Source organism: Mycobacterium sp. AZCC_0083 (genome assembly GCF_014202335.1).
Lineage (GTDB): Bacteria > Actinomycetota > Actinomycetes > Mycobacteriales > Mycobacteriaceae > Mycobacterium.
On the sequence record NZ_JACHGP010000027.1, the window covers coordinates 70,744 to 97,704 of the forward strand.

Annotated in this window: 21 protein-coding genes and 3 pseudogenes; 11 read left to right on the top strand and 13 right to left on the bottom strand. The window is 66.1% G+C overall.

Annotated elements, in window-relative coordinates; translation table 11 throughout:
* Positions 1–26: 26 nt before the first annotated feature.
* From HNP02_RS39845 to HNP02_RS39865, 5 genes are all read right to left on the bottom strand, one after another.
* Positions 27–710 (bottom strand): alpha/beta hydrolase, encoded by a 684-nt coding sequence (locus HNP02_RS39845; RefSeq protein WP_184446183.1) that lies wholly within the window; start codon positions 708–710, stop codon positions 27–29.
* On the bottom strand, positions 710–1,603 hold the full coding sequence (locus tag HNP02_RS39850) for an alpha/beta fold hydrolase (protein WP_184446184.1): 894 nt from the start codon (positions 1,601–1,603) through the stop codon (positions 710–712). The genes HNP02_RS39845 and HNP02_RS39850 overlap by 1 nt, the downstream gene beginning before the upstream one ends.
* An 81-nt stretch (positions 1,604–1,684) precedes the next feature.
* Positions 1,685–2,767, bottom strand: coding sequence for an inositol-3-phosphate synthase (locus HNP02_RS39855; RefSeq protein ID WP_184446185.1), 1,083 nt, complete (start codon positions 2,765–2,767; stop codon positions 1,685–1,687).
* A 45-nt stretch (positions 2,768–2,812) separates the two neighbouring features.
* Positions 2,813–3,361 carry a PadR family transcriptional regulator gene (locus HNP02_RS39860; RefSeq protein ID WP_184446186.1) on the bottom strand — a complete coding sequence of 183 codons (549 nt, stop codon included), beginning with the start codon at positions 3,359–3,361 and terminating at the stop codon, positions 2,813–2,815.
* A 125-nt stretch (positions 3,362–3,486) separates the two neighbouring features.
* A complete protein-coding gene (locus tag HNP02_RS39865; protein ID WP_184446187.1) occupies positions 3,487–4,356 on the bottom strand; it encodes a DUF1707 domain-containing protein in 870 nt (289 codons plus the stop codon).
* Positions 4,357–4,467: 111 nt separating this feature from the next.
* Between HNP02_RS39865 and HNP02_RS39870 the strand changes: the two genes are divergently transcribed.
* The 9 genes and pseudogenes from HNP02_RS39870 to HNP02_RS39910 all read left to right on the top strand — a co-directional run.
* Positions 4,468–4,890: a DUF5318 family protein gene (locus HNP02_RS39870; protein WP_184446188.1), complete on the top strand. Its 423-nt coding sequence runs from the start codon at positions 4,468–4,470 to the stop codon at positions 4,888–4,890.
* A 148-nt stretch (positions 4,891–5,038) separates the two neighbouring features.
* Positions 5,039–7,348 carry a transglycosylase domain-containing protein gene (locus HNP02_RS39875; protein ID WP_184446219.1) on the top strand — a complete coding sequence of 770 codons (2,310 nt, stop codon included), beginning with the start codon at positions 5,039–5,041 and terminating at the stop codon, positions 7,346–7,348.
* On the top strand, positions 7,345–9,000 hold the full coding sequence (locus HNP02_RS39880; RefSeq protein ID WP_184446189.1) for a glycosyltransferase family 87 protein: 1,656 nt from the start codon (positions 7,345–7,347) through the stop codon (positions 8,998–9,000). Before HNP02_RS39875 ends, HNP02_RS39880 begins: the two co-directional genes overlap by 4 nt.
* 138 nt (positions 9,001–9,138) lie before the next feature.
* On the top strand, positions 9,139–9,429 hold the full coding sequence (gene rpsF, locus HNP02_RS39885; protein WP_184446190.1) for a 30S ribosomal protein S6: 291 nt from the start codon (positions 9,139–9,141) through the stop codon (positions 9,427–9,429).
* 138 nt (positions 9,430–9,567) lie between these two features.
* A complete protein-coding gene (locus HNP02_RS39890) occupies positions 9,568–10,083 on the top strand; it encodes a single-stranded DNA-binding protein (protein WP_184446191.1) in 516 nt (171 codons plus the stop codon).
* Between the two features lie 35 nt (positions 10,084–10,118).
* The gene (gene rpsR, locus HNP02_RS39895; RefSeq protein WP_149374439.1) at positions 10,119–10,382 is read left to right on the top strand and encodes a 30S ribosomal protein S18; all 264 of its coding nucleotides are present in this window, start codon (positions 10,119–10,121) and stop codon (positions 10,380–10,382) included.
* Between the two features lie 23 nt (positions 10,383–10,405).
* A complete protein-coding gene (rplI, locus tag HNP02_RS39900) occupies positions 10,406–10,861 on the top strand; it encodes a 50S ribosomal protein L9 (RefSeq protein ID WP_184446192.1) in 456 nt (151 codons plus the stop codon).
* Between the two features lie 486 nt (positions 10,862–11,347).
* Positions 11,348–13,153 carry a replicative DNA helicase gene (gene dnaB, locus HNP02_RS39905; protein ID WP_184446193.1) on the top strand — a complete coding sequence of 602 codons (1,806 nt, stop codon included), beginning with the start codon at positions 11,348–11,350 and terminating at the stop codon, positions 13,151–13,153.
* Between the two features lie 368 nt (positions 13,154–13,521).
* Positions 13,522–13,910: pseudogene (locus HNP02_RS39910) on the top strand (ATP-binding domain-containing protein); the annotation flags it as partial.
* A gap of 5 nt (positions 13,911–13,915) precedes the next feature.
* Here the strand turns inward: HNP02_RS39910 and HNP02_RS39915 are convergent.
* From HNP02_RS39915 to HNP02_RS39930, 4 genes and pseudogenes are all read right to left on the bottom strand, one after another.
* A complete protein-coding gene (locus tag HNP02_RS39915) occupies positions 13,916–17,944 on the bottom strand; it encodes an Ig-like domain-containing protein (protein ID WP_184446194.1) in 4,029 nt (1,342 codons plus the stop codon).
* 162 nt (positions 17,945–18,106) lie between these two features.
* Positions 18,107–20,710: a LuxR family transcriptional regulator gene (locus tag HNP02_RS39920; protein WP_184446195.1), complete on the bottom strand. Its 2,604-nt coding sequence runs from the start codon at positions 20,708–20,710 to the stop codon at positions 18,107–18,109.
* Positions 20,711–20,720: 10 nt separating this feature from the next.
* On the bottom strand, positions 20,721–20,948 hold the full coding sequence (locus HNP02_RS39925; protein WP_255507485.1) for a hypothetical protein: 228 nt from the start codon (positions 20,946–20,948) through the stop codon (positions 20,721–20,723).
* Positions 20,939–21,220: pseudogene (locus tag HNP02_RS39930) on the bottom strand (carboxymuconolactone decarboxylase family protein); the annotation flags it as partial. The gene HNP02_RS39925 and the pseudogene HNP02_RS39930, both read right to left, overlap by 10 nt.
* A 3-nt stretch (positions 21,221–21,223) precedes the next feature.
* Here HNP02_RS39930 and HNP02_RS43450 point away from each other — a divergent pair.
* Positions 21,224–21,319 (top strand): annotated as a pseudogene (locus HNP02_RS43450) (UvrD-helicase domain-containing protein); the annotation flags it as partial.
* A 611-nt stretch (positions 21,320–21,930) separates the two neighbouring features.
* Here the strand turns inward: HNP02_RS43450 and HNP02_RS39940 are convergent.
* Positions 21,931–22,854: a TIGR03620 family F420-dependent LLM class oxidoreductase gene (locus HNP02_RS39940; protein WP_184446197.1), complete on the bottom strand. Its 924-nt coding sequence runs from the start codon at positions 22,852–22,854 to the stop codon at positions 21,931–21,933.
* A gap of 30 nt (positions 22,855–22,884) precedes the next feature.
* On the opposite strand from HNP02_RS39940, the gene HNP02_RS39945 reads away from it, so the two are divergent.
* Complete coding sequence (locus HNP02_RS39945) at positions 22,885–23,448, top strand: TetR/AcrR family transcriptional regulator (protein WP_184446199.1); 564 nt, start codon at positions 22,885–22,887, stop codon at positions 23,446–23,448.
* A gap of 379 nt (positions 23,449–23,827) precedes the next feature.
* Here the strand turns inward: HNP02_RS39945 and HNP02_RS39950 are convergent, their stop codons facing one another.
* From HNP02_RS39950 to HNP02_RS39960, 3 genes are all read right to left on the bottom strand, one after another.
* A complete protein-coding gene (locus HNP02_RS39950; RefSeq protein ID WP_255507486.1) occupies positions 23,828–24,580 on the bottom strand; it encodes an SDR family NAD(P)-dependent oxidoreductase in 753 nt (250 codons plus the stop codon).
* Between the two features lie 43 nt (positions 24,581–24,623).
* The gene (locus HNP02_RS39955; protein WP_184446201.1) at positions 24,624–25,256 is read right to left on the bottom strand and encodes a TetR/AcrR family transcriptional regulator; all 633 of its coding nucleotides are present in this window, start codon (positions 25,254–25,256) and stop codon (positions 24,624–24,626) included.
* 119 nt (positions 25,257–25,375) lie between these two features.
* Positions 25,376–26,050, bottom strand: a complete 675-nt coding sequence (locus HNP02_RS39960; RefSeq protein WP_184446203.1) for a Crp/Fnr family transcriptional regulator — start codon at positions 26,048–26,050, stop codon at positions 25,376–25,378.
* Positions 26,051–26,961: the final 911 nt, after the last annotated feature.

Genomic DNA, 26,961 nt, shown 5'->3' on the forward strand with positions numbered 1-26,961 from the left:
GTGAACGGAAGGAAACGCAGCAGGCGCTATGTCTTCGACGCGTATTTCTCGAGTACGTCGGCGAGTTGTCCGGGATGGCTCAATGCCGCGCAGTGACCGCCGTCGATCTCGTCGGGGGTGACGCCCAAGCGTTCCGTCGCCAGCCTGCGGAGGAAGTCGGGTGGAAAGAAGCGGTCGTCGCGGCACACCACGAACTTCGTCGGGACGGCTGGCCACGCGTCGAGCGGCCACGGCGCGGCCATCCAGGTGTCGGACTGCCTGCGCTCCTTGCCCATCGCCTGCTCGGCCAGCTTGCGAGGAACACCGTTGTAGAACGTGACGAAGGGATCGTCCTTCTGATCTGCGTAGCCCTCTTGCTGGGCGTGCGCGTCGGACGCCGCGGAGTAGCCCGCATTCCCCCACCAGTCGTTCGGCGGTTCCCCTGGGGCCGGGATCATTCCGGCCACCAGAACGAGAGCATCGGCGCCGACCCGATCGGCAACCAGGGGCGCGGTGAAACCGCCAAGCGAGTGGCCGACGACGACGAGGTCGGTGCGATCGCCGATCGCCTCGCGCACCGTGTCGACGTACTCGTCGAGACCGGCAGCGTCGTCATCGCATGGCAGGTCAGGAGCGACCGTGTCGTGTCCCCGCGCGCGCAGCTCGGCTTCGAGCAGATGCCAGTACCAGCCGACGTCGGCGGCGCCGTGGATCAGGACGAAGGTTGCCACTAGCCAGCGAGCACGTCGCGCAGGATGTCGACGAGTGCCCGGGGCTGATCGCCCTGCACGGAGTGACCGGCGTCGGCGACGATGTGGGTGCGCTGAAATCCCGGTGCGCCCTTGGCGAATGCTGCCGCGTCCTCATCGTTGACGAAGTACGAATTGGCGCCGCGCACCAGCGTGGTCGGCATGGTGATCGATGGGACGTCGTCCCACAATCCGTCGAAACCGTCACCCTTGCGGAACGAGTCGTACCGCCATGTCCACGTGCCGTCGTCGAGCTGCTTGGAGTTGTGGAAGACGCCGCGGCGCAACGAGTTCCGGTCACGGTGCGGCGCGGCGGCCACCGTCACCTCGAGCATGGCCTCGAACGAGGGGAAGGTGCGCTCACCTTGTACCAGTGCGACGGCGCCAAGTTGGGCCTTGGTCAGCTCCTCGACGCGCTCTGGGGCCGACGGGGTGACGTCAACGAGCACCAGGGCAGGCACTAGGGCGGGTTCGGCGACGGCGATGCGCAGTGCGGTCAGCCCGCCGAGCGACATCCCGACCACCAGGCGCGAGCTGGGTGCCAGTTCGCGCAGCACCGGCCGCAGCGTCTCGGCGTTGAGCTTCGGGCCGTAGTCGCCGTCCTCGCGCCACGCGGAGCGGCCGTGCCCTGGCAGGTCGACCGCGAGCGCGGGCACGCCGAGTCCGAGGATGACGGTGTCCCAGGTGTGGGCGTTCTGCCCGCCACCGTGCAGGAATATCACCTGCGGGGACTCGGTGCCCCACTTCAGCGCGCTGATGTCGCCGGAGTCGATGCGCTCGACGGGCGGCAGCGGGCCGGTATGCCCGATCTGTTCGGCGTTCTCGGGCAGCAGGGCGAACTCGCCGAGGCCCACCAATTCGTCGTCATTGACCACGGATCGGACCTTACCCACTGCGATTTGCGCACACGCAGTCGCGCTCACACCGCAACCACATGTGCACAAACCGCAGGAAGGCTAGCCCTCGATGAAGGTTTCGAGCTCCGCGCGCGCGATGTCGTCGGCCATCTGCTTGGGCGGGCTCTTCATCAGGTAGGCCGATGCGGCGACGACCGGGCCGCCGATTCCACGATCGAGTGCGATCTTCGCGGCACGGACCGCGTCGATGATGACGCCGGCCGAGTTCGGCGAATCCCACACCTCGAGCTTGTACTCCAGGTTCAATGGCACGTCGCCGAAGGCGCGGCCCTCGAGGCGGACGTAGGCCCACTTGCGGTCGTCGAGCCAGCCGACGTGATCGGACGGGCCGATGTGCACGTCCTTGGTGTTGAACTCGCGCTGCAGGTTCGACGTGACGGCCTGGGTCTTGGAGATCTTCTTCGACTCCAGCCGCGAACGCTCGAGCATGTTGAGGAAGTCCATGTTGCCGCCGACGTTGAGCTGCATCGTGCGGTCGAGCTGCACGCCGCGGTCCTCGAAGAGCTTGGCCATCACGCGGTGGGTGATGGTGGCGCCGACCTGGCTCTTGATGTCGTCGCCGACGATCGGGATGCCTGCGTCTTCGAACTTCTTGGCCCACACCGGGTCCGAGGCGATGAACACGGGCAGCGCGTTGACGAACGCTACGCCGGCGTCGATGGCGCACTGGGCGTAGAACTTGTCGGCCTCTTCCGAACCCACCGGGAGGTAGGACACCATCACGTCGACCTTGGCGTCCTTGAGCGCCTTGACGACGTCGACGGCCTCGGTGTCGGAGATCTCGATGGTCTCGGAGTAGTACTTGCCGATCCCGTCGAGGGTCGGGCCGCGTTGCACCGTGATGTTGGTCGGCGGTACGTCGGCGATCTTGATGGTGTTGTTCTCCGAGGCGAAGATGGCCTCCGACAGATCGAAGCCGACCTTCTTGGCGTCCACGTCGAACGCGGCGACGAACTTCACGTCGCGGACGTGGTACTGGCCGAGCTTGACGTGCATCAGGCCGGGAACGGTGACGTTCTCGTCGGCGTCCTTGTAGTACTGCACACCCTGAACCAGGGAGGACGCGCAGTTGCCGACGCCAACGATGGCGACCCGGACTTCATTCGACGGGGCCTCGGACATGGGCCGTTCTCCTTCTCTACTACTGAACTGGTGAGCTGTGTTTTGTCAGGGCTGCTGTTCGGCGCTTCTCTGCGCCACGCGTTCAGCCGCGATCAGATCGTTGAGCCAGCTGACTTCACGTTCACTGGACTCCAACCCGAGCTGGTGTAGCTGGCGGGTGTAGCGGTCGAGCGAGTTGGTGGCGCGCGCAATGGCTTCACGCAGGCCTTCGCGGCGTTCCTCCACCTGACGGCGGCGGCCTTCGAGGATCCGCATCCTGGCCTCGGCCGGGGTCCGGTTGAAGAAGGCCAGGTGAACGCCGAAACCGTCGTCGGTGTAGTTCTGCGGTCCGGTATCGGCGACGAGCTCGGTGAACCTTGCCTTGCCGGTGTCGGTGAGTTGATAGACGCGGCGCGCACGCCGCACCTTGACCGCCCCGACGGGGGCCGAGTCCTCGACGATGAGCCCGTCGGCCTGCATCCGGCGCAGCGCCGGGTACAGCGAACCGTACGAGAACGCCCGGAAGGCTCCGAGCAGGCCGGTCAATCTCTTCCGCAGCTCATAACCGTGCATCGGCGATTCGAGCAGAAGTCCCAGGACGGCAAGTTCCAGCAATCGAATCACCTCCCCGGAAAGACGTAGCTCGGTCGCTACGACGGTTCAACACGTTGGACGATTGTATCGCGCCGATATATACGACGCTACATCAGCCCGCACGGACTGGGGATGAGGCAGGGCTACTACGGGCTGGGATAGCTCATGCGTTTGATCGAGCCGTCGCCGTTCAACTCGATGTATCCGCTGTTCCCGAACTTCGGCGACACGTAGATCGAGATCTCGATGCTGCCGGGCGGGGCCGTCATATCGCTATTCGACTTGATGTCGATGTAGGTGGTCTCGACCTCGGCGGGGTTGATGCCCAGCATCTGGGGCGCACCCCTGACGAGGCCGACCAGGTTCGGGATGTCGAACTGCGAGAGGTCGACCACCTTGGCGTCCGAACTCGTGCTGGTGTCCGAAGGATCGTCCCAACCACCGCGGTAGGAGTAGCGAAGAGTCCGCCTCGGCTCGGTGGGATCCGTCCGCTCCAGGGACGCGTAATCCGCGTAGATGGTGAGGTCGTACCCGGTGGTGTCGCCGAACTTCGCCTTCATCTGCTCGAACAATCCGGTCAGGCCGCCCAACGAATGCAACTGCCGCGGCGGGGTCAGCACCTTGGCGGGGATGCCGTCGGACTTCGCACCGGGGTCGGAGGTGAAGTTCAGCGGCGACGGGGTGTTGCCGTACAGCCCCCAGCCGATCGCGATGCCGAGCACCACCAACACGCCGGCCACCGCGGCCCGCATGCCCCAACCGGCGCCGGTGCCGCTGGACTTGAACGGCGACGGCTTCTTCAGGTTGGGCAGCTGAACCGGCGCATTCGCGTTCTGCAGGTCTCCGACGAGTGACTGAAGGTCGCCGAGGGTCGCGGCGGTCGTCGCCAACGCCACCCGCGTGCGGTGCTCGTCGAGGGACAGCTGCCCGTCGCCGAGCGCGCTGTCCAGAATCTGGCACGTGTTGTTGCGGTCGGTGTCCTTCGCCCGCGTTCCCGTTGTCTGCCGTGTCGCCACGGACAGATCGTAGGAGTTGGCATGCCATCACCGCAGACCAGATAACAATCCGGCGCCAGGGTCACTGGAGTCGCGCCGCCCGGCCTGAGGGGCCGACGTACTCTGGTCAACGTGGGATTGCAGCGACAGGTGGTGGATTACGCGCTCAAACGGCGATCCCTGCTGGCCGAGGTGTACTCGGGACGCACGGGCGTCACCGAGGTTTGTGACGCCAATCCCTACCTCCTTCGCGCCGCGAAGTTTCACGGCAAACCCAGCCCGACGATGTGCCCGATCTGCCGCAAAGAACAGCTCACGCTGGTGCAGTGGGTGTTCGGCGACCACCTGGGCGCCGTCTCCGGCTCAGCCCGTAGCACCGAGGAGTTGGTAATGCTCGCGGCCCGCTTCGACGAGTTCGCGGTGTACGTGGTGGAGGTGTGCCGAACCTGCAGCTGGAATCACTTGGTCAAGTCATACGTGCTCGGCGCACCTCGTCCTCCAAAGGCACGCGGCACACGGACGGCGCGATCCGGCGCGCGTACGGCCAGTGAATAGCGAAGGGCGCCACAGCAGGTCAGCCGACGACGTCCGAAACGGGCCGGTGGCTGACGGTGTGAGCGACGGCACAGACGCAGGCGCACACTCGGCCCCGCCGCCCCGGCTCCCGCCCCGTCCGCCGGGCGCACCCGACGATCGCCGCACGATGGTGCTGCCGCCGGTGCCGCCCGTAGGTGATCCCCGGTTGCGCAGTCAGGTCGACGTCGTCAAGGCGGTTCTGGACGGTAAGCCGCCACCGAAACAGCCGCCGTTCGGCCCGCCGCCCGGCGGTGGACCTCCCCGGGGTGGGCCGCCGAACGGGGCGCCGAGTGGACCGCCGGAGCCACGCTCCGCCGGTTTCAAGGTCAACTGGAAGTGGGTGCGCCGCACCCTGTACATCGGTGTGGCCGCCATGCTGGTGCTGCCCATCGTGACCTTCGCGATGGCATACCTGATCGTCGACGTGCCCAAGCCGGGTGACATCCGCACCGCCCAGGTCTCGACGATCCTGGCCAGCGACGGCAGCGAGCTCGCGAAGATCGTTCCGCCGGAAGGCAACCGGGTCGACGTCAACATCGACCAGATACCCGTGCACGTGCGGGACGCCGTGATGGCCGCAGAGGATCGCGACTTCTATACCAACCCCGGCTTCTCCTTCTCCGGGTTCGCCCGCGCGTTCAAGAACAACATCTTCGGCGGCGACCTGCAGGGCGGGTCGACGATCACCCAGCAGTACGTCAAGAACGCATTGGTCGGCGACGCGCGGTCGGGTGTTGGCGGGCTGGTCCGCAAGGCCAAGGAGCTCGTCATCTCGACGAAGATGTCGCGCGAGTGGTCCAAGGACGCGGTGCTGCAGTCCTACCTGAACATCATCTACTTCGGCCGCGGGTCGTACGGCATCTCCGCGGCGGCGAAGGCCTACTTCGACAAGCCGGTCGAACAGCTCACCGTCGCCGACGGCGCACTGCTCGCCGCGCTGATCCAGAGGCCGTCGACGCTGGACCCGGCCGTCGATCCCGAGGGTGCGGCCGAGCGGTGGAACTGGGTGCTCGACGGCATGGTCACCATGGGCGCGCTCTCGCCGTCCGACCGTGCAGCGCAGGTCTTCCCGCCGACGGTGTCGGCCGACGCCGCCCGCGCGGCCAACCAGACCACAGGCCCCAACGGGCTGATCGAGCGGCAGGTCACCAAGGAACTCCTCGAACTGTTCAACATCGACGAGCAGACACTGAACACCGAGGGATTGCAGGTCACCACGACCATCGATCCCAAGGCGCAGAAGGCCGCCGAGGAGGCCGTGACCGGGAACCTCGACGGTCAGGAACCCGACATGCGGTCCGCGGCGGTCTCGATCGACCCGCACACGGGCGGGGTGAAGGCCTACTACGGCGGGACCGACGCCAACGGCTTCGACTTCGCGCAGGCTGGGCTGCCGACCGGATCGTCGTTCAAGGTGTTCGCGTTGGTGGCGGCGCTCCAGCAGGGCATCGGCTTGGGTTACCAGATCGATAGCTCGCCGGTGACCGTCAACGGGATCAAGATCACCAATGTCGAGGGCGAAGGCTGCGGCACCTGCAACATCGCCGAGGCGCTGAAACAGTCGCTGAACACCAGCTACTACCGGCTGATGCTGAAACTGAAGAACGGCCCGCAGGACGTGGCCGACGCCGCGCACGCGGCAGGCATCGCCGAGAGCTTCCCCGGCGTGGACCACACGCTGTCCGAGGACGGCAAGGGCGGTCCGCCGAACAACGGAATCGTGTTGGGGCAGTACCAGACACGCGTACTCGACATGGCCTCGGCGTACGCCACGCTTGCCGCGTCCGGGGTGTACCACAAGCCGCACTTCGTGCAGAAGGTGGTGAACGCCGACGGCGAGGTGCTCTTCGACGCCTCCCAGCAGGACAACTCCGGTGAGCAGAAGATCGACAAGGCGGTGGCCGACAACGTCACCGCCGCCATGCAGCCCATCGCCGGCTGGTCGCGCGGACACAACCTCTCCGGCGGGCGGGCGTCGGCGGCCAAGACCGGCACCAACCAGCTCGGTGACACCGACGCCAACCGCGACGCCTGGATGGTCGGCTACACGCCGTCGCTTGCGACCGCGGTGTGGGTGGGCACCACCGAGGGCACCAAGCCGTTGGTGACGTCATCCGGCGGCCCGGTCTACGGGTCGGGCATACCGTCCGACATCTGGAAGGCCACGATGGACGGTGCGCTGAAGGGCACCGACAACGAGACGTTCCCCAAGCCGACCGAGATCGGTGGCTACGCGGGCCCGCCGGTGGCTGCTCCTCCGCCGCCACCCCCGCCGCCGCCGTCGGAGATGGTGATCCAGCCGACGCTGGAGATCGCGCCGGGCATCACGATCCCATGGGGTCCACCGACCACGATCCCGGCGGGGCCGCCACCGCCGCCGCCCGGTGACCCGAACGCACTGACCCCGACCGCGACTGCGCCGCCTCCGCCGCCGTGACCGGGGACGAACCCAATCGGATAACGGTCTCACCGCAGCCGTTGGCCGAGGATCTCCGCAGCGCGGACGATCGCGACCTGCCCAGCAGAACCGACGTGATCGGCCATGCCCTCTCGGGTGTGGTCGGCGGACCCGTCGGCAGGCACGCGCTGATCGGACGTGCTCGGTTCCTCACGCCGCTGCGGGTGATGCTGCTGATCGCACTGGTCTTCCTTGCGTTCGGCTACACGACCAAGGCCGCGTGCCTGCAGTCCACCGACAAGGGCACCGCCGATCAGCGGGTGGCGGTGTGGGAGAACCAGCGGGCCTACTACGAGCTCTGCTACTCCGACACGGTGCCGCTGTACACGGCGGAGTTGTTGAACCTCGGCAAGTTTCCGTACAAGTCGAGCTGGGTGGAGACCGACGGCGAGGGCAAGCCCCGGATGCAGTACGACGGCAGCCCGGCCATCCGCTACATGGAGTATCCGGTCCTCACCGGGCTGTACCAGTACGTGTCGATGGCGTTGGCCAAGACCTACACCGCGATGACCAAGCTGGTGTCGATGCCGATCGTCGCCGAGGTGGTGATGTTCTTCAACATCGCGGCGTTCGGGCTTGCGCTGGCGTGGATGGCGACGGTGTGGGCGACGGCGCGATTGTCGGGCCGGCGGATCTGGGACGCGGCGGTGGTGGCGGGGTCGCCGCTGCTGATCTTCCAGGTGTTCACCAACTTCGACGCGTTGGCGACGGCGGCCGCGATCGGCGCGCTGCTGGCCTGGTCGCGGCGAAAACCCGTGCTCGCCGGTGCGCTGATCGGCATCGGTGTTGCGCTCAAGCTCTACCCGTTGCTGCTGTTGGTACCGCTGGCGATCCTCGCGCTGCGCACCGGCAGGTTGCGCGAGGTGGGCAAGACGGCAGTGGCCGCGGTGGTGACGTGGCTCATGGTGAACCTGCCGGTGATGGTGCTGTTCCCCCGGGGGTGGTCGGAGTTCTTCCGGCTGAACACCCGTCGCGGCGACGACATGGACTCGCTCTACAACGTGATCAAGTCGTTCACCGGCTGGCGCGGCTTCGACCAGGATCTGGGTTTCTGGGAGCCGCCGTCGATACTCAACTCGGTGACCGCGGTGCTGTTCGTATTGTGTTGCGCCGGAATCGCTTACATCGCGCTGACCGCGCAACGCCGACCGCGGCTGGCGCAGCTGGCGTTCCTCGTGGTCGCCGCGTTCCTGCTGACCAACAAGGTGTGGAGCCCGCAGTACTCGCTGTGGCTGGTGCCGTTCGCGGCGCTGGCGCTGCCGCACCGACGGATTCTGCTGGCGTGGATGACGGTCGACGCGCTGGTGTGGATACCCCGGATGCTGTTCCTGTACGGCGAGCAGAAGATGGGTCTGCCCGAGCAGTGGTTCACCACGACAGTGCTCGTCCGCGACGTCGCGGTGATGGCGTTGTGCGCGTTGGTGATCCGCCAGATCTATCGACCCGAGCTGGACCTGGTCCGTCAGGTGGGCGCCGGAGGCCGCGTCGACGACCCGTCTGGCGGAGTGTTCGAGAACGCCGTCGACGACCCGCCGCAGTGGTTGCCGTCGTGGCTGCGGCCCTCGGGGGAGCCCGTGCCGATCAGGACGCCGACGCCAGAACCCGAGCCGGAGCTGACGCCTGCGCGGTGACCGGTGTCTCTCGGGATCTAGCGCGATTTCCCTGGTGGCGGGCTCTTCAGGTAGCCTGGGCCGGTTGCCGACGCAGGCGATACTCCTGCCACGGATTGTCCGTGGCCGTACATGACCACAGGAGGTGATGAGGTTTCCATGCGTCCATACGAAATCATGGTCATTCTTGACCCAACCCTCGACGAGCGGACTGTAGCCCCGTCGTTGGAGACGTTCCTGAACGTGATCCGCAAGGATGGCGGCTCTGTCGACAAGGTCGACATCTGGGGACGTCGCCGGCTGGCCTACGAGATCGCCAAGCATGCCGAGGGCATCTATGCCGTCATCGACGTGAAGGCCGCTCCGGCCACGGTGTCCGAGCTGGACCGTCAGCTGGGGCTCAACGAGTCCGTTTTGCGGACCAAGGTCATGCGGACCGACAAGCACTAGACAACAGCGGATGCTGTTCGCGCGCGCTCATCGGCCGAACTCCGGTCGACTGTCGTGTGCCTTGCGTAGGCTCGCGCGAAACACGCCGCATCGATGTGCGCTGCGCGAAGAGCGCCTGCGCCGCCCCAGGAGGACCTAGTGGCTGGTGACACGATCATCACCGTCGTCGGAAACCTGACCGCCGACCCCGAACTGCGGTTCACGCCGTCCGGTGCTGCCGTCGCGAACTTCACGGTCGCGTCGACGCCTCGTACGTTCGACCGTCAGACCAATGAATGGAAGGACGGCGAAGCGCTGTTCCTCCGGTGCAACATCTGGCGCGAGGCGGCCGAGAACGTCGCCGAGAGCCTCACCCGCGGCGCGCGGGTGGTCGTCACCGGGCGGCTCAAGCAGCGTTCGTTCGAAACCCGTGAGGGCGAAAAGCGCACCGTCGTCGAGCTCGAGGTCGACGAGATCGGTCCGTCTCTGCGCTACGCCACGGCCAAGGTGAACAAGGCCAGTCGCGGCGGCGGCGGTGGCGGCGGCTTCGGCGGCGGCAACAGCGGTGGCGGCGGCGGTGGTCCGCGCAGTGCTGAGCCTCCCAAGGACGATCCGTGGGGCAGTGCACCTGCCTCCGGTTCCTTCAGCGGCGCCGACGACGAACCGCCCTTCTGACACAAATCATTTAGCAAAGCAAGGAAGAAAGACTCATGCCAAAGACCAACACCAAGCGGCGGCCGGCACCCGACAAGCCGATCAAGACCCGCAAGTGCGTGTTCTGCTCCAAAAAGGGCAAGAACCAGAACATCGATTACAAGGACACCGCGCTCCTGCGCACCTACATCAGTGAGCGCGGCAAGATCCGTGCCCGCCGCGTGACCGGCAACTGCGTGCAGCACCAGCGCGACATCGCGATCGCGGTGAAGAACGCGCGCGAGGTTGCGTTGCTGCCGTTCAGCTCGGCGACGCGATAGATCGAGACGGAAGAACAACGGACATGAAACTGATTCTCACCGCCGAGGTCGACCATCTGGGGTCGGCCGGCGACACCGTCGAAGTGAAGGACGGCTACGGCCGTAACTATCTGCTGCCGCGTGGCCTGGCCATCACCGCGTCTCGTGGCGCCGAGCGGCAGGCCGACGAGATCCGCCGCGCACGCGACATCAAGACCGTGCGCGACCTCGGGCACGCCAACGAGCTGAAGACCGCCATCGAGGGCCTCGGTGCGGTTTCGCTGGCCGTACGCGCCTCCGGCGACGGCGGCAAGCTGTTCGGTTCGGTCACGACGTCGGACGTCGTCGCGGCCATCAAGAAGGCCGGCGGCCCGAACCTGGACAAGCGGACCGTCCAGCTGCCCAAGGCACACATCAAGTCGGTCGGGGATCACCCGATCATGGTGCGTTTGCACCCCGACGTGGCGGCCGTCGTGTCGCTGAGCGTCGTCGCGGAATAGTTTCCCCAGCGTCGATTCGCCCGGGTGAAGACCAAATCGGTCTTCACCCGGGCGTTGCTGTGTCTGCTGGCGAACTCTCAAGCGAAATCAATGCCTGGCGAAGCAACCAGCTGTTAACCTCCTCGGCGCGAACGCGCAACACAACACGCCCGAGATCGCAACCCGGGCCGACACGCCGAGGCAATTGGCATCCACAACCACAGAGGCCTTTTGTGGTGCGCTTATCTGCGGGGATGCGCAAAACGAAGGCGTTCATGCACAGGTTCTCCCCAGCGCCTCAACATGAGTGAACAACGCTATCCACACTCCATCCACGAGTTCATCAACAGGCCCGCTATGCGGCGGTTCCAGCAACGTCTAGCGTGAGCCGTCGCAGACAGTTCCGGTGCCCTCGACGAGGGTTGTCCGTCGGTGGGCTGGTTTATGGTCGCGGGGAGCGACGTCGAATGCATGTTCGACGTCGAAGCAGGGGAGGTGGGATGCTTCGTGGCAGTCGTGGATGACCTCGGCCATTCGGACATGGACGCTTCGCAGCCGAGGGAGGACTACGGCCGTCAGCCCCCGCAGGACATGGCTGCCGAGCAGTCCGTGCTCGGCGGGATGCTGCTCTCCAAGGACGCCATCGCCGACGTCCTGGAGCGGCTGCGGCCCGGCGACTTCTATCGCCCCGCGCATCAGAACGTGTACGACGCCATCCTGGACCTCTACGGCCGGGGTGAGCCCGCGGACGCCATCACCGTCTCCGCGGAGCTCGATCGTCGCGGTCTGCTGAAGCGGGTCGGTGGCGCACCGTATCTGCACACCCTGATCTCGACGGTGCCGACGGCGGCCAATGCGGGCTACTACGCGGGCATCGTCGCCGAGAAGTCACTGCTGCGGCGCCTCGTGGAGGCCGGTACGCGGGTCGTGCAGTACGGGTACGCGGGCGCCGAGGGTGCCGACGTCGCCGAGGTCGTCGACCGGGCACAGGCCGAGATGTACGACGTGACCGACCGCCGGACGGCGGAGGACTTCGTTCCACTCGAGCAGCTGCTGCAGCCGACCATGGACGAGATCGACGCCATCGCGTCGCAGGGCGGCATCTCGCGCGGCGTGCCCACGGGATTCACCGATCTCGACGAGTTGACCAACGGGCTGCACCCCGGGCAGATGATCGTCATCGCGGCAAGGCCGGGTATGGGGAAGGCGCTCAAGCTCGACACGCCCCTGCCGACGCCCACGGGCTGGACGACGATGGGGGAGGTTCAGGTCGGGGACGAGCTCATCGGGGCCGACGGCTTGCCGACGTGCGTCGTGGCCGCCACCGAGGTCATGCTCGGACGGCCGTGCTTCGAGGTGGAGTTCTCCGACGGGACGATGATCGTCGCGGATGCGGAGCACCAGTGGCCGACGGAGTCGGGAATTCGGACGACGGCGCAGTTGCGTTGTGGTGCAGATCGATTGATTCCGGCCACCCTGCCCGCGCGGGCCGGCAGCAGGACGGCCTTGCTGGAACTAGGCGTGCATGTCGCATGGGTGCGACCCGTCGATAGCGTGCCGGTGCGTTGCGTGCAGGTCGACAACGAGTCGCGCTTGTATCTGGCCGGCGAGGGCATGGTGCCGACGCACAACTCGACGCTGGGTCTGGACTTCCTGCGTTCGTGCTCCATCAAGAACCGGCATTCGAGCGTCGTGTTCTCGTTGGAGATGAGCAAGTCCGAGATCGTCATGCGGCTGCTGTCGGCGGAGGCGAAGATCAAGCTGGCCGACATGCGGGCAGGCCGCATGAGCGACGACGACTGGACGCGCCTGGCGCGCCGGATGAGCGAGATCAGCGAGGCACCGCTCTACATCGACGACTCGCCCAACCTGACGATGATGGAGATCCGGGCCAAGTCCCGCCGTTTGCACCAGAAGGCAGACCTTCGGCTGATCGTCATCGACTACCTGCAGCTGATGACATCGGGCAAGAAGGTCGAGTCGCGCCAGCAGGAAGTGTCCGAGTTCTCAAGACAGATCAAGCTTTTGGCGAAGGAGCTCGAAGTTCCGGTGGTCGCGATGAGTCAGCTGAACCGCGGACCAGAACAGCGCACCGACAAGAAGCCAATGCTTGCTGATCTACGCGAAAGTGGCAGCATCGAACAGGATGCGGACATGGTCATCTTGCTTCATCGACCGGATGCATTCGAACGAGACGATCCTCGCGGCGGTGAGGCCGACCTCATCATTGCCAAGCATCGCAATGGTCCGACGAAGACGATTACCGTTGCGCACCAGCTACATCTGTCTCGCTTCACGAACATGGCGCACTGAGAATTGTCTGTCGTTGTGACTTCTCAAGTTTGATGTCCACTTCTCAAGTGAAATGTCCACTCGATGTCCAATTGGACATGAGAGTGAGAATCCTGGTTTGGGTTGTGTGAGCAGGTAACTGACTGTAGCGATGGCGGAACGGGTGAGGAGTGCTTGGTGGCTGGCCTGCGCGTCGAGTTCGGTCGCTACGGTGACGGCGGCTCTTCGATGAAGGTGACGTCGAATCCTTGTGGCCAGAAGATGCTGAGGATGCAGTCGTCGTCTCCTACGCAGGCGTCACCGTGGACGGCGTTGCCCTTTTGGAACCAGGTGCATCCGGGTGTGAGCACTGCGTATTCGTTCTGGTCTTGGAGGAAGTGCTGAAATCTGCGGGCCGGCCGGTGCTCGTCACGGCGAATGACTATGGCTTGGGCTTGTACAACGGCGGCACCGGGGTAACGGTGGTCGGCAAGGACGGTCTGCGCGCCGCGATCGCCAGTGCAGGAGAACCGCGGGCATTCGCCACCAGCCGACTGCCCGACCTCGAGACGATGTACGCGATGACGATCCACAAGAGCCAGGGCTCCCAAGCGGCCGAGGTGACTGTGCTGGTGCCGCCCGTAGACTCGCGCCTGCTGACCGGAGAACTGTTCTACACGGCGGTAATCCGGGCCAAGTCCAAGGTGCGCGCGTAGTCGGATCGGCCGACGAGGTGCGATCGGCCATCGAGAAGCGCGCGGTACGGGCCACGGGGTTGGCGCTGCGACTGCGCGGCTAGACGACTCAGACGATGTCGTCGGCCAACTGGACCTCCGTTATCGTGTAGCCCCCACTGCCCGTGCCCCAGAGGTAGTACCTGCCGTCCTGCGCGGCCCCGAACTGCCCGAACGTGCTGATGCTGGTCCCGGCGGGGATCGCCACGGTGGTGGTCGCGCCATCCGGATGGAACACCGTCACCGTCGTACGGTTGCCCGCGGTGGTCGTCAGATACGCGGTCCCGTCATCGGCCGTCGTCACGCCGGTCGACGTCAAGCCGACGATCTGCACGGCGGCGTCGGCGCCGTTGCGGATGACGTGCACCGTCGTGATGAAGGGGTTGGCCACGGTGCCAGCGCCCGTCGCCGTCGTCTGGAAGACGGTGCCGTCGTCGCTGACGATCGGTCCGCCCTTGGCAGTTCCGGAGAACGAGAAGGTGCTGGGGATGAAGGTGCTTGCCCCGACCACGACGAGGTTGGTCAGCGCAGGCGAATTGGCGGTGGCCGCGACGGAACTGGCGAGGGCGGCGGTGCCATTGACTCCGACCACCGCGGGACCGATCGGGACGCCGTCGATGTTCGCGGTGCCGTAGTGATTGCCGCGCATGGTCAAGAGGTACGTCTTCTGCGGGCTGTTGCCGTCCGTGCCGTAGGCGGCGAGGACGGCCGTCCCGTCCGGCCCGACCACGACGCCCCGGTTGGCGTACGACGCTCCCGGAGCCAACCCGCCGCCGACGAGCGATTCGTAGAGGTACACGACGTGTCCGTTGTTCGCGCCGAAGGCGAACCCCACTCCGGCACCGCCCGGCACCAGTACGGGTTGGCCGATCGGTGGACCCAGATTCACCAGATACGAATACACCGCGGAGGTCCCGTCGTAGTACCTGAAGATGTTCTCGAATCCGTCAGCCGTGCCACGGAAGGTCAAGAGCCCCACCAGTCCGTCGTCCTGGACCACGGGGGTGCTGAACGCCGCGTGGGCAGTGCCAGCCTGCGTGTACTGGTAAGACGAGCCGTCCGGGTTGAAGACGACCAAGCCGGCATACTCGGTGGCGCCGGCGATGGACGAACGGTCGATGGTCTGCGCTGCGGTGCCGTCCTTGCCGACGACGAGTCCGCCGACTGGGGGCCCCTCGGCCTGCGCAGTGATCGGGACGTGCGAGGTGTCCGTGCGCACGATGGTGGTGAACACCTGCGACCCGTACTTCACGAAGGTTTGGTAGGCAATGCCGTTGGGTCCTGCCACGACCCCCCCGACGGGATCGCCGATGCTGCCGGAGGTCAGGGTATCGCGCTTGGGCCCGGTCGCCGGGATCGCCAGCAGTGCGGTGTCGGTGCTGGTGGTGCCCCTGTCGATCTGGACGTATACCGTCCCGTCCGGGCCGATGACGGCCGTGCCGATGGGGGTTCCGGTGTATGCCGACGCAACCTCCGAGGCGGACCCACCGGCCGGGCGGATGGTCGCGACCGACGTGTCCTGGTCACCGTTCGAGAAGGTCTGGGTGGTCACCAGGGCGACGATGCCGGTGGGGCCGACGACGGGCTTCGCGAACGTTCCGGAGGGGACGCCGCCGAAGACGGTGAGGGTTCTGGTGGTGCCGTCCGGCGCGATGACGGTCAACACCGTCCGGTAGGGGTTGCCGACTGCGCCCGTCCCCATGCGGGTGCTGTAGGCGATGGTGCCGTCCGCTCCGGTGACGAATTCCGGTGTGGAGGCGGAGGTTCCGAGAACGGACTGGGTGCTCGTGACGACCGCCCTGGTGGGGTCGATGGGCACGTTCGCGACGTTGACGACGGTGGCTCCGCCGCGCCCGTCGGTGATGGTGACGGTCAAGGGGTCGTAGTCGGTGGCCGCGGTGTTGTAGGCGACGAGCCGCTGGAGCGGCGCCGGGGTATAGGTGAAGGCGCCGGTGACCGAATTGACGTTCGCCGTGCCGTGGGTGGGGCCGCTGGTGAGCGCGTAGTGCAGGGTGTCACCGTCCGCGTCGACGCCGCCGATCGAGCCGGTGATGACGCCGAGTGCATCGGGTGATCCGAACGTGGTTGCAGCGGTCGGGTTTTCGTTGCTACCGAGGATCGTCACCGAGACCGTGGTGGTCGTCAAGCTGCCGTGGCCGTCGTCGACGGTGACGTCGAAGGAGTCAGCGGCGACACCAGCTGGTGCGCCGGGAGCGGTCACCGCGTGACGCTGCTCCTTCGTCGGCGTGTAGGTGAAGCTGCCGTCGGCGTTGACGACGACGTCGCCCCCGCTGGTGGACTTTCCGGTCACTGGGCCCGTGTAGGTGATGACGTCGCCGTCCTGATCCGTCCACCCGAGGTTGCCGGTCACCGCCCCCGTCACGGGATCCGTGGTCGTGCCGTTGGGCGGGGTTGGCGCGGACGGATCCTGGTTGGTCGTGGGTGCGATGGCAAGCGTGACCGCCGTCGTGGTCGCACCGCCACGGCTGTTGGTCACGGTGACGTCGAAGCTGAAGGAGTCCGCCCCGGTGGTGGCGGCATCGTCGGCGGCCGCGTCGTGGCGGGCCTGCGCGCTCGGCACGTACGCGAACGTGCCGTCGGTGGCGACCGTCAGGGTGCCCTCGGCACCGGGATCGGTGGTGCTGCCGAACGTGATCGGCAGTCCCTTGGGGTCGGTGGCGTTGACGTGACCGCGCACGGTGCCGACCGAGTCACCGGGAAGGGTCGCGCTGAGCGTCCATGCCGGATCGGTCACGGCCGGCGGATAGATGGTGCTGGCGTCGACGTTGACGGTGACCGTGCCGGTCGCGGTGTGCCCGTAGGCGCCGAGCGTCAGCAGCCCGAGGAGTCCGTGGATGTGGAAGCCGTCGGCGGCGTCGGAGGCCGTCACCGTGAAGGTGTCGGCGTAGGGGGTGGCGCCGTCCCAGTTGGCGTCGGGCGCGTAGGTGAAGCCGGCCCCCGACACCGACGTGAGAGTGCCACCGTGGCTGCCGATTCCGCTGTTGCCGACCGTGTATGCGAGCGCATCCTCGGGGTCGCCGTCGAGTCCACCGGTCAGGGTGATCGGCGCGCTGTCGGCCGTGTCGTTCAGCGCGACGTTGACGATTTGCGGGGCCATGGTCGGCGTCGCGTTGAAGAAGGTGTGCTCGACCTGTCGACGCACCCATGCCAGCACCGCCCACAGCAGCGGCGGCTCGGCAGGGGCGCCTGGCCCCGGCACGAAGAACGGCGCCAGCAGCGCGGCCGCGAACGTGGTCGCGACGTTCACGATGGCGGTCGGGATCGCCAGTAGGACCTGGACGGCGTTGGGGGCGGGTGGTGGTGCCGCGACCGCCGACACTATCGCCGTGACAGCTGACGATGTCTGTACGTCAACGGTTTTCACGGAATCAACGGGGACAGCTGCCGCCACACGCGCGGTGGTCGTCTCCGTCGGCGCCTGCACCGAGTGGACAACGACGGCGGCCTTCGGCGTGACCGGGACTGCGTCGGTTTTCGAGGCACTGGATTCCGGCGCGACGGCGGGCGCCGGTACCGGAGTCGGGGTGGGAGTCGGTGCCGGGGTCGAGTGATCTGACGCGGCCTCCGCCGGAGCCACCTTGGGTTCGGCGGTCGGGTCCGGCTCGGCCGACACCGGCTTCGGTGTGACGGCCACGACCGCAGGCTCGGCCTTGTCGTCATCGACGCCCGAGGTGAGGGCGCCGCCCGACGAGCTGACGTTCTTCTTGGGCACCGTGGTGGCCTGGCTCTGCGCCGAATCAGCATCTTTGGCGCCCGATTGTGTGGGCGCCGAATCCGCCGACGGCTCGTCCGCCGTCGAGGTGCCCGACGGTTTCGGATCGCCCGGCCGAGCCGCGCCGGTCGAGCTCTGCGCCGAACCTGAGTCCGAGGAGTCCGACGAGGTGGTGTCGGCGCGGGCGAGGCCGGCGTTCGTCGCTACTGCGACGCCCACACCGAGCGCCACCGCGAGTGCGCCGACGCGCCCGATGAACCTGGCGGAACCCCTCGCACCGCCAAGTCCCGAGTCGATGCGGATGCCACGTGCCGCGGGGGAAGTGACTCGAACGCCGACCGTCGACGTCTTTGTCGTATCAGGCATTTCGTAGCTCCCCATCCAGCCGCTGCGCCACCGTTGTGGGCGCACATCGATGATCGCGGCGGACGGCGGATTCGACCCCGTGCTCGACTACCTGTTTTTGCTGGCACCGAGCGCCTCTTGACTACCTAGTTCCTCGGCGGGCCGCCAGGTATGGGCTGCGGTCTACTGCGGCGCCATGAGCGTGCTGACCACGCTTGCCAGCTCTGAACGCCGGGCGACGCCCGCCTTGCAACTCGCTCGGTAGATGTGACCTTCGACGGTCCGCACCGACAAGCAGACCGAGTCGGCGATCTCACGGTTGCTCAATCCTTCGGCGACCAGGATCGCGATCTCCAGCTCGCGCCGCGTCAGGGGCAGCAGGAGCCGGGCCGCCGCGAGGGCCGGACTGATCGCGCCACCGCAGGCCAGCGCCATGGCGCCGGCGCGTGAGGCGGCCGTCATGGCGCTGCCGGAACGGCCGGCCCTCCGATGCGACGTCGCGGCCTGAGCCACGGCGTCGGCCGCAGCAAGGGCGTCCCCGATGTGCTCGAAGTCGGCCGAGACCCTCTCCAATTCGTCGGCGTCGTCGGCCTGCAGGGCATGGGCATACCGAACGACCAGCGCCGCCCTCGGCCCTTCAACGACAGCGGCCAACTCGGTGAGCCGGTCGATCACCGAAGTGTCGTCGAATTGGACCAGCGTCTGCAGGCACAGCACTTCGCGGGCGATCTGGCCGTGGGCTCGCGTGAAGTCAGCAGCGCGCCTGGCGAATTCGCGAGCCTCCGATGAGCGGTGCCGCGCTGCTGCCAGCCACGCCTTGGCGAGGTGGGCGTTCAGTTCGACCAGGACGTAGGTCGGGTGCCGGTCAGCGTCGGCGATCCGCACGGCCTCCTCGGCAGCCGCGACGTCTCCCAACCGGGCGAGCGCCTGCGCGCGGAGCAGTTGAAAGCGGTAGAAACTGTTGGCGAGCACCAGATCGGCGTCCTTGGCCGCACTTTCGGTCGGTAGGTGGCGCAGCGCACCGTCCAGATCCCCCGCGGACAGTGCGGTCATCCCGACGATGGCGGCGCCCATCGCCTGCGTGGTCGCGGGCTTGGACACGCACTCGTGGCGGTGCCGTTGGGCGACCTCCACGGCCTCCCGGATGCGTCCCGAGATGGTGAGCCCGAACGAGTGGAACTCGGCCAACGCGCCGCTGAGGAAACTGCCCTGCTGCGAGGACTCGACGACGGCGTAGCACGCCTGCGCCTTGGCGAGGGCTTCGGTCGTGCGGCCGACCTCCGCCAGCGCCAGCAGCTCGGCACACAGGCGCACGGACTCGCCGTATCCGTCGAGGTGTCCGTAGTCGACGGTGTCCATCATCCCGATGACGTCAGCCGGTCGGGCGGCCAACACCAGCTGGTTGGCGCGAAAGGCGAGGAGTTGCCCGCGCCGCGGCCCGGTGGCGTCGTCGAGCGCCTCGTCGATGACCCGCCAGGACTCCTCAGGAGATCGCATGGTCCACAGCAGGTTCGCCGCACGCAGGATCACGTCATTGATGAAGGCCGACTCGGACACCTCATCGGTGGCGATGCTGTCGATGACCATCGCGGCGTCGCCCCCCTGCTGCGACATCAACAGGTTGTAGGCCAGGTGCACGCGTGCCTCGACACCGACACCGGATTCATCGGCCGCGCGGGACAGCCGCGCCGCGAGGTCGAAGTCCAGCAGCGAGCTTGCCGCGGTTGCCGCCGCCGACAACACCTCCGGGTCGGACGGTAGGTCGGACTCCAGCCAGAGCAGCCCACGGCGAACCACGTTGGCCGGCTCAGAACCGTTCTTCATCGCCGCCGCGACGAGACCGCGCAGCCGCCGCAGCCGCAGGGGGCCGCACTGGTCGAGTCGAACCTCGGCGTACAGCGGGTGCCCGACGTAAACGGCGTCCTCCTCGGTTCTGATGAGCTCGCGCTGTTCGGCCTCCTCGAGCGCACCCTGGTCGACGAGCGTGGAGAGGCAGTGCCAATCGACGGGCTCGGCGACGGCGACCATGTCGACGACGTCGCGCACTGACTCGCGTACCGCCCCGATCTGCTGCTCCACCAGCTCGACCAGCGACGATGACACCTCGGGTCTGCCTTGCCATCGGCACCAACCACGCTCTCGCACCAACCGGCCGGCCCGATCCTCGTGTTCGACGATCTGCTGCAGGAAAAGCACGTTGCCGGCCGTCAACCTCCACATCCGGTCCTCGCAGTCTCGGTCGGGCGGTAGCCCAAACACGGCACGCAGGAGTTCTCCGGTCTCGCGGTGGGACAGCGGCTGGACCTCCACACGCCGGATCAGGCCGTCCTTCCACAGCGCCGTCACCGCGTCGGGTGCGGGCTGACCGCTGCGCATCGTCGCGACCACGACCGCCGCCCGCTGCAACACGAGCTGGTGCAGAACGAGCGCCGACAGCTCGTCGAGCAGGTGCGCATCGTCGACGACCACCAGCAGCCGGGATGAGTCGGAGCCCGTGGTGAGCGCGCCAATCACTCTGCGCGCCAATGCCAGCGGCGTCCCTTCGAAGTCGTCGGTCCATTGCGCGAACGCTCCGAGCGGCACCAACCGACCGGTCGCCGTTGCCGCGACGTGGCGCACCGACCACCCCTCGGCAGCAACGGTGCCTGCGACCTCCCGAGCCAGGCGGGACTTCCCGACCCCGGCGCCGCCCGCCAGCACCACCCCCCGGTACTCAGCGCCTTCGATCAACTCGGTGATCAGACCGCACTCTTCGTCTCGGCCGGTTAGTGGCCAGAGCTCTCCCATGGCGGGAATGTTAGTTGAGCGAACGTCGCTTCTCTTGCGGCCGCGTCAGTTCTCTTCGCAACTTGCGGTGGGCCAGCTCGAGCAGCGGCGGCAGGCTTTCCGGTTCCACGCCCAGGGTCGCCGCGACCTCGTCCGCCGTCAGGCCGGCGTCGGCGAGCCGAATCGCTGTTGCATACGCGTCGGGCAGCCTGGCCAACGCCGCGTCGTACCCGCTCGTCATAAGGGTGATCATGCCCATAGCCCGCACCCCCGGGGACCGGTGGTAACTACCTGTTTGCCGAGCGCCGACCACGCGCCACTACCTAGTTGGGGCCGCACGGGATGCCTGCTGAGGATCGACACCCGGTTGAACGCGTTGATCGCCGTCGCCACCCAGATCACTGCGGACAGCTCGTCGTCGGTGAGAACCTTTCGGGCGCGCGCATATTCGCTTTCGGCGGTGTCGTGATCGGGCAGCGTCGTGGTGATCTCGGCCAGCCGTAGCGCGGCCTGCTCGCGCTCGTCGAACAGTTCGGCGACCCCGTGCAGTGGCAGATGATCGACCGGGCCTTCAGCGGCCAGTCGACGGTGGTGCTGATCGGCGATCCGAAGCAGGCGATCTACGCCTTCTGAGGCAGTAACTTGGTGATGGTGCACACTCCCGCAATCCGATGGAATCAACTCCGGGCCGCCTCGGTCTATCGGCACGAACGGCGCAACGCTACAACGACACTGAGCGGCAGCACTATCAGAATCTTTCGCACAGATCAGCACGCGGACTCGCCGCTAAGTTGGTGCCCAAGTGCGTCATGCGCCATGTGGGATACGGGCTCGCTAGATTGATCACCCAGTCAACATCATCCCCGACCTGGTCCGCCGGAGCATCCGCGGACGAAATCGCAGCGCCAGGCTCTAACTTGAGTGCGGAATCGCTCATTTTCGTTGCTAGGCAGGCGACACCATCGTTGAGAGTCTTGCGGTGTTCATCACTGTGACGAATTGGAGCCCTGCGCATATCCCATGAGACTGGAGGTCTTCGAGCTCGCTTTTGTGTCGTTGGTGTAGTGGACACGAAAGTGAGAATCCGGGGGGTGGACATTGAGTGAGAACGTCGCTGACGGCACAGGTCAGCAAGCCTGGTGTGAAGAAGAAACTTGAGAAGCCACATCTTCTTTCGTGGCTTCTGAGTTTGAATGGCTAAATCTCAATCGAGATGGCCACTGTCTGGCCAATTGGCCATTTCACTGACACTTTACTTGCCGGCTGTCGAGCATCGGAGCGAGTCGTTCCAGCTGATCGACGATCGATTCGAGGTCACCGAACGCCGACACAAGGACGTGATCGGCGCCGGCGTCGAGGTGGTCAATGATGCGCGCCGCCACGTGTTCTGGTGTGCCGGCCACCGCGACGGCATCAAAGCACTTGTCGGTGAGCTGATCGAGGTCGTCGTCGGTGAGTCCGAAGCGTTTCAGCCCGGCGCGGTAGTGCGGAATCTGGGCACCGATTGACAACCGACGCCGGTAGCCGGCCAGGGTCTCCTCGGTGGGGTCGACCAGCACACTCTGCTCGGGAATGAGCAGCGGGTCGGGTCCGAGTCTGTCGCGCGCGTCGGCGGTGTGGGCGACCGGCACGAAGTAGGGATGCGCGCCGTCGGCGCATTCGGCGGCCAGATCGAGCATTTTCGGGCCGACCGCGGCGATCACGGTGGGAAATGGGGTCAACGCCAACGGACTGTGCTCGGCTTCTTCACGCATGCGCCGCAGATAGTCGCGCATGGTGGCAAGGGGTGTGGTGTAGTCGGCGCCCACCTGATCGGCCTGCATACGATGCCCGATGCCGATCCCGTTGATAAACCGGCCCGGATACGCTTCAGCCAGCGTGGCACCGGCAGCCTGGGCGTCCTCGGGCGCGCGTGCCCACACGTTGGCGATCCCGCACCCGGTGGCCAGCCGACGCGTCGCCGCCAACCAGATCCCCAAGTGGGCGTAGATATCCCGGCCGCCCACCCCTTCACCGGTCCACACCGAACCATAGGTGTCGAGCGCGTCGAGCCGGCGCAGCGCGTCGCGTTGCGAGTCGGCGGTATCACTCCAGTGTTCGGGACCGCCGAGCCATATTCCGAACGGGCCCAACTGTTGCCGAGCGATCTGATTAACTTGAGGCATACTCAATTACTATAGTGAGGGTGCCTCAAATTGACAACGCCTCCGACTCGCCGGCAACGCGCCGACGCGCAACGCAACTACGAACGGCTCATCGCAGCCGCCGATGACGCATTTTCCAGCGACGGTGTCAGGGCATCGCTGGAAAGCATCGCCAAAGCCGCCGGGGTAGCCGTCGGAACCCTCTACTCCCACTTCCCCACCCGCGAGGACCTTCTCGCCGCCCTCATCGCCGAGCGCATGTACCGGCTCACCGACCTCGGCCAGCGCCTGCTCGACCAGGACGATCCCGCCACGGCGTTGTTTGAGTGGCTCGAGGCCTTCGGCGCTGGCGCCGCGACCTACCAGGGCCTTCCCGAATCAGTCATCCGGACCCTGCACGACCCGCAATCGCCGTTGTTTAATTCCTGCGAGAGCATGCGCCAAACGTGCGGCACGCTGCTTGAGCGCGCCCAAGCTGCCCGTCATATCCGCACTGACACCACCGCAACCGACGTCCTCGCGATGACGGCAGCTCTCTACGGCGCAGCAGCCGCCGGAGGCCATGACACCGGCCACTTCGTCGCGGTCCTCACCGCCGGGCTCCGCAAATCCTGAGCGCCGCAGCGAACCAGACGCCGTGGCTGCCCGCGGGATGAGGGCGCTGCTCCAGAAGATCCACAGGCAGAATGACAGCACAAACGCGGAGCCATAGGAACTGCAGCACTTGGTGAGACAAACCGGTGTGCCATCGTGGTGAGACAACTGGGGATGGGCTGGTCATGCTGCCGCGAGATGCAGTCAGCGGCGAGAACCACAAGAAGATGGTCGAGTTCTGCTGCACTTTCTCAACGATGACTGCACTCGATCTTGTGCAACGTGCGTGAGACATGCCGATCTCAGCCAGCAATCAGCAAGGACGCCCAGAACAAGATCAGCGGACAGATCCGCCCCAGGCCGCCACACGGCGCGGGAGCAGCGACTCATCGAACTAGAACTAGACCGCGGTTCGGCCGCCGTCGACCGAAAGAGCGGTGCCGTGGATGAAACTCGCCGCACCGCTGGCCAAATAGGCCACCGCGGAAGCAATCTCGCTCGGGTCTGCCACACGTCCAGCAGGGGCCTGAGCCGCGAGTTGGTCGAGTGCATCGCCCAACTCCGCAGAACCGGCCGTGCGTGTCGGACCGGGGACCACTGCGTTCACCCGAACGCCTTGCTGCCCGAACTCGGCGGCCCAGCTCTTGGTCAGCAAAAGCAACGCGGCCTTGGTTGCGCCGTAGACAGACATTCCCGGCAGCGCGAACTGGCCGGCCATGCTGGAAACATTGACGATCGCTCCCTTCCCTTGCGCCGCCATCAGCGGCGCAAGCTCGCCCACCAAGTAGAACGGAGCCGTCAGGTTGGTCGCGATGACCGCGTCGAAGGCCTCTTCGGGAAAGGCGAACGTGGGCGCTAGGACACCGATCGCGGCGTTGTTGACCAGGATGTCGATGGGGCCGCCTGCCGCGTGACGAGCCTGTGACGCCAAAACTTTGGCCGATCCGGCGCCACCGCTGAGGTCGGCGCGGACGAAGTCAGCTTGCCCGCCCGCCTCGCGAATACCGGCGACGACGCTGTCGCCTCGGCTCTGATCGCGCCCACAGACCAGTACGTGGGCTCCGTCCTGGGCGAGCGTCGCAGCGATCGCTGCGCCAATACCGCTGGTCGAACCTGTCACCAGGGCGGTCGATCCGCTCATATCGAATGTCATGACCCCGACGGTAGAAGCAACTTTTTGGATTATCGAATCCAAACTAGCTGGCGCGCTGGGCTTTTCCGACATCCTCAGTGTGCGGGGTCAGAAGCGCGAGAACACCGTCGATCGACGCCGCGAGCGCGCCGCTGTCCTGGTTGAGTTGGGCGAGGACCAGCCCGCCGATCACCGTCGCCAGTGTCACGGTCGCTAGCGCGTCTGGATCGGCGTTCGCCGCCAGGCCGCCGCGTGTCTGCATCGTGCGGTACCCATTCCCGATGCTGTCCTGGAGTCGACGAAACGCCTGTGCAACGCGATCGAGTCCCTCACCATCAGCGACCGCGAGCTCGCTGCCCAGCGTGGCGATCGGACAACCACCGTGACGGTGCGGCTCTCGTTGTTGATCGACCAGCAAGTCACCCCAGGCCCGCACCCCTGCGACTGACTCGAAGTTGCCGACCATCGGATCGCGGCCCGTCTCGTTCTCCTGGTTGTCGATGACAGCCAGGAGCAGCGATTGCTTGTCGGTGAAGTAATGGTAGATCTGTGAACTGCTGACCCTCGCCTCAGCGCGAACATCCTCAAGCGTCGTCCCGGTAATGCCATGAATCGCGATAAGTCGCGACGCCGCTTCCACGATGCGCCGCCGCGTCTGCTGCCCCTTCGGTGTCAGCTTCGTCGAAGCGTCAGTCATGATCGCGCGCCACACCATCTCTTCACTGCGCCTCCTACGCCGGACGCCGAGTATATAGGTACAGTGTACGCATAAGCAGGACGCGGTAACTACGCGCCCACGCTAGAGCGGCTTGTCGTCTATTTGGCCCGCAGGGCGAGACGTTCGGAGTCACAGATCCACACCGTCTTGGCATCGAGGCGGATCCAGCCGCGGTGGGCGAATTCGGCGAGCGCTTTGTTCACCGTTTCTCGGGATGCCCCGACCAACTGTGCGATCTCTTCCTGTGTCAGGTCATGGGTAACGCGTAAGGCGCCGTCTTCCTGGATGCCGAAGCGTTGCGCGAGCGCCAGCAGCTGCTTGGCGACGCGGCCGGGCACATCGGTGAAGATGAGGTCGGCCAGGCTGTTGTTGGTGCGGCGCAGCCGGCGGGCCAGCACCCGCAGCAGCTGCTCGGCGATTTCAGGGCGGTCGGCGATCCAGGCCCGCAGCGCGCCGCGGTCCATCGAGACTGCTCGTACTTCGGTGATGGTGGTGGCGCTCGATGTCCGCGGGCCGGGGTCGAAGAGCGACATTTCACCGAACATGTCTGACGGGCCCATGATGGTGAGCAGGTTCTCTTGACCGCCCTGCGAACGGTTGCCGATCTTGACCTTGCCGGAAATGATGATGTACAGCCGGTCGCCGGGCTCGCCTTGGGCGAACACGGTGTGCCCGCGCGGGAAGTCGACGGGCTGCAATTGCTTGGTCAGCGCCGAGACCGCACTGGGTGCGACTCCCTGGAATATTCCTGCCCTGCTAAGGATCTCGTCCACGCATGGTCCTCGCAAGCTGTTGAGTCGGATGACACGCTTGTCCCGTCGGGCGTTGACCGAGCAAACGTACTCAAAGATTAGCGACAGCGAGGGGACGTTGCGAATTGGATGGGTTCGCGTCAGCCGCTCCCCGACGGCGAGCGCCGCGGGATGTCCCGGCGGACAATCACTTACCTGTGACCCTCGCGCTGACCCCGCAGGGGACGAACAGACGAGGATTGATCGAAAGGTGGATGAGGTGGGTTGCACCGTGCCACAGCTCGTTCAAGAAACGGCCCGTCACATCTGACCCGTAGAAGCGCCAAAGGGCGGGGGGACCATCCGCGGGCGCTGCGTCATAGGAAATGCAGCGATTACTGAGAAAAACCGGTGAGTGATCGCGCTGAGACAACTCGGGACGGCGCTGGTCATGGCGGCTGGGAGATGCGGTCGGAACTGAGAAACTACACAGCTGCAGCAGCAGCAACGAATGAACCGCCCCGGGGGAGTCCGGAGACTTTCCGGTGTGAGAACTCAGCCGGCGGCTGGTCCCTGATGTTGAGCGTAGTAGGCGGTCGCTAGTTCGACAGGTGGGATGTCGCCGCTCTACTGGCAGAGGCGGCGGAGGTTGAACCAGTCGATGCCGCGAGCGGTGGAGTGGGCGATCTCTTCGAGGGTTCAATAGCGGTGCAGTGCAACTGATGTGCCCGCAGCGTGCTGGTTAAGCCGTATATTTGATCTCTTCGCATATTCGGTCTGAGTCAAACTCTGCCACGCCCGGAAGTAGCGGCATGGCGCTTGCCGGTATCAGCGGATTACGTGGTCGGGGGAGATGATGTTGGTGATTGCGTGCGCGAGTGTCGCGCTGGCCTGTTGTGGGACGTCGGTGTTGATGAAGAAGACGAGGGTGGTCTGGGTCTGGGGAAGGTAGA

What these genes read in the sequence shown, in the direction of transcription:
- HNP02_RS39855 (WP_184446185.1), bottom strand. Translation starts at nt 2,767, where the DNA reads ATGTCCGAGGCCCCGTCGAATGAAGTCCGGGTCGCCATCGTTGGCGTC.
- HNP02_RS39875 (WP_184446219.1), top strand. Translation starts at nt 5,039, where the DNA reads ATGGTGCTGCCGCCGGTGCCGCCCGTAGGTGATCCCCGGTTGCGCAGT.
- rpsF (WP_184446190.1), top strand. Translation starts at nt 9,139, where the DNA reads ATGCGTCCATACGAAATCATGGTCATTCTTGACCCAACCCTCGACGAG.
- rpsR (WP_149374439.1), top strand. Translation starts at nt 10,119, where the DNA reads ATGCCAAAGACCAACACCAAGCGGCGGCCGGCACCCGACAAGCCGATC.
- rplI (WP_184446192.1), top strand. Translation starts at nt 10,406, where the DNA reads ATGAAACTGATTCTCACCGCCGAGGTCGACCATCTGGGGTCGGCCGGC.
- HNP02_RS39915 (WP_184446194.1), bottom strand. Translation starts at nt 17,944, where the DNA reads ATGCCTGATACGACAAAGACGTCGACGGTCGGCGTTCGAGTCACTTCC.
- HNP02_RS39920 (WP_184446195.1), bottom strand. Translation starts at nt 20,710, where the DNA reads ATGGGAGAGCTCTGGCCACTAACCGGCCGAGACGAAGAGTGCGGTCTG.
- HNP02_RS39925 (WP_255507485.1), bottom strand. Translation starts at nt 20,948, where the DNA reads ATGGGCATGATCACCCTTATGACGAGCGGGTACGACGCGGCGTTGGCC.
- HNP02_RS39940 (WP_184446197.1), bottom strand. Translation starts at nt 22,854, where the DNA reads ATGCCTCAAGTTAATCAGATCGCTCGGCAACAGTTGGGCCCGTTCGGA.
- HNP02_RS39950 (WP_255507486.1), bottom strand. Translation starts at nt 24,580, where the DNA reads ATGACATTCGATATGAGCGGATCGACCGCCCTGGTGACAGGTTCGACC.
- HNP02_RS39955 (WP_184446201.1), bottom strand. Translation starts at nt 25,256, where the DNA reads ATGACTGACGCTTCGACGAAGCTGACACCGAAGGGGCAGCAGACGCGG.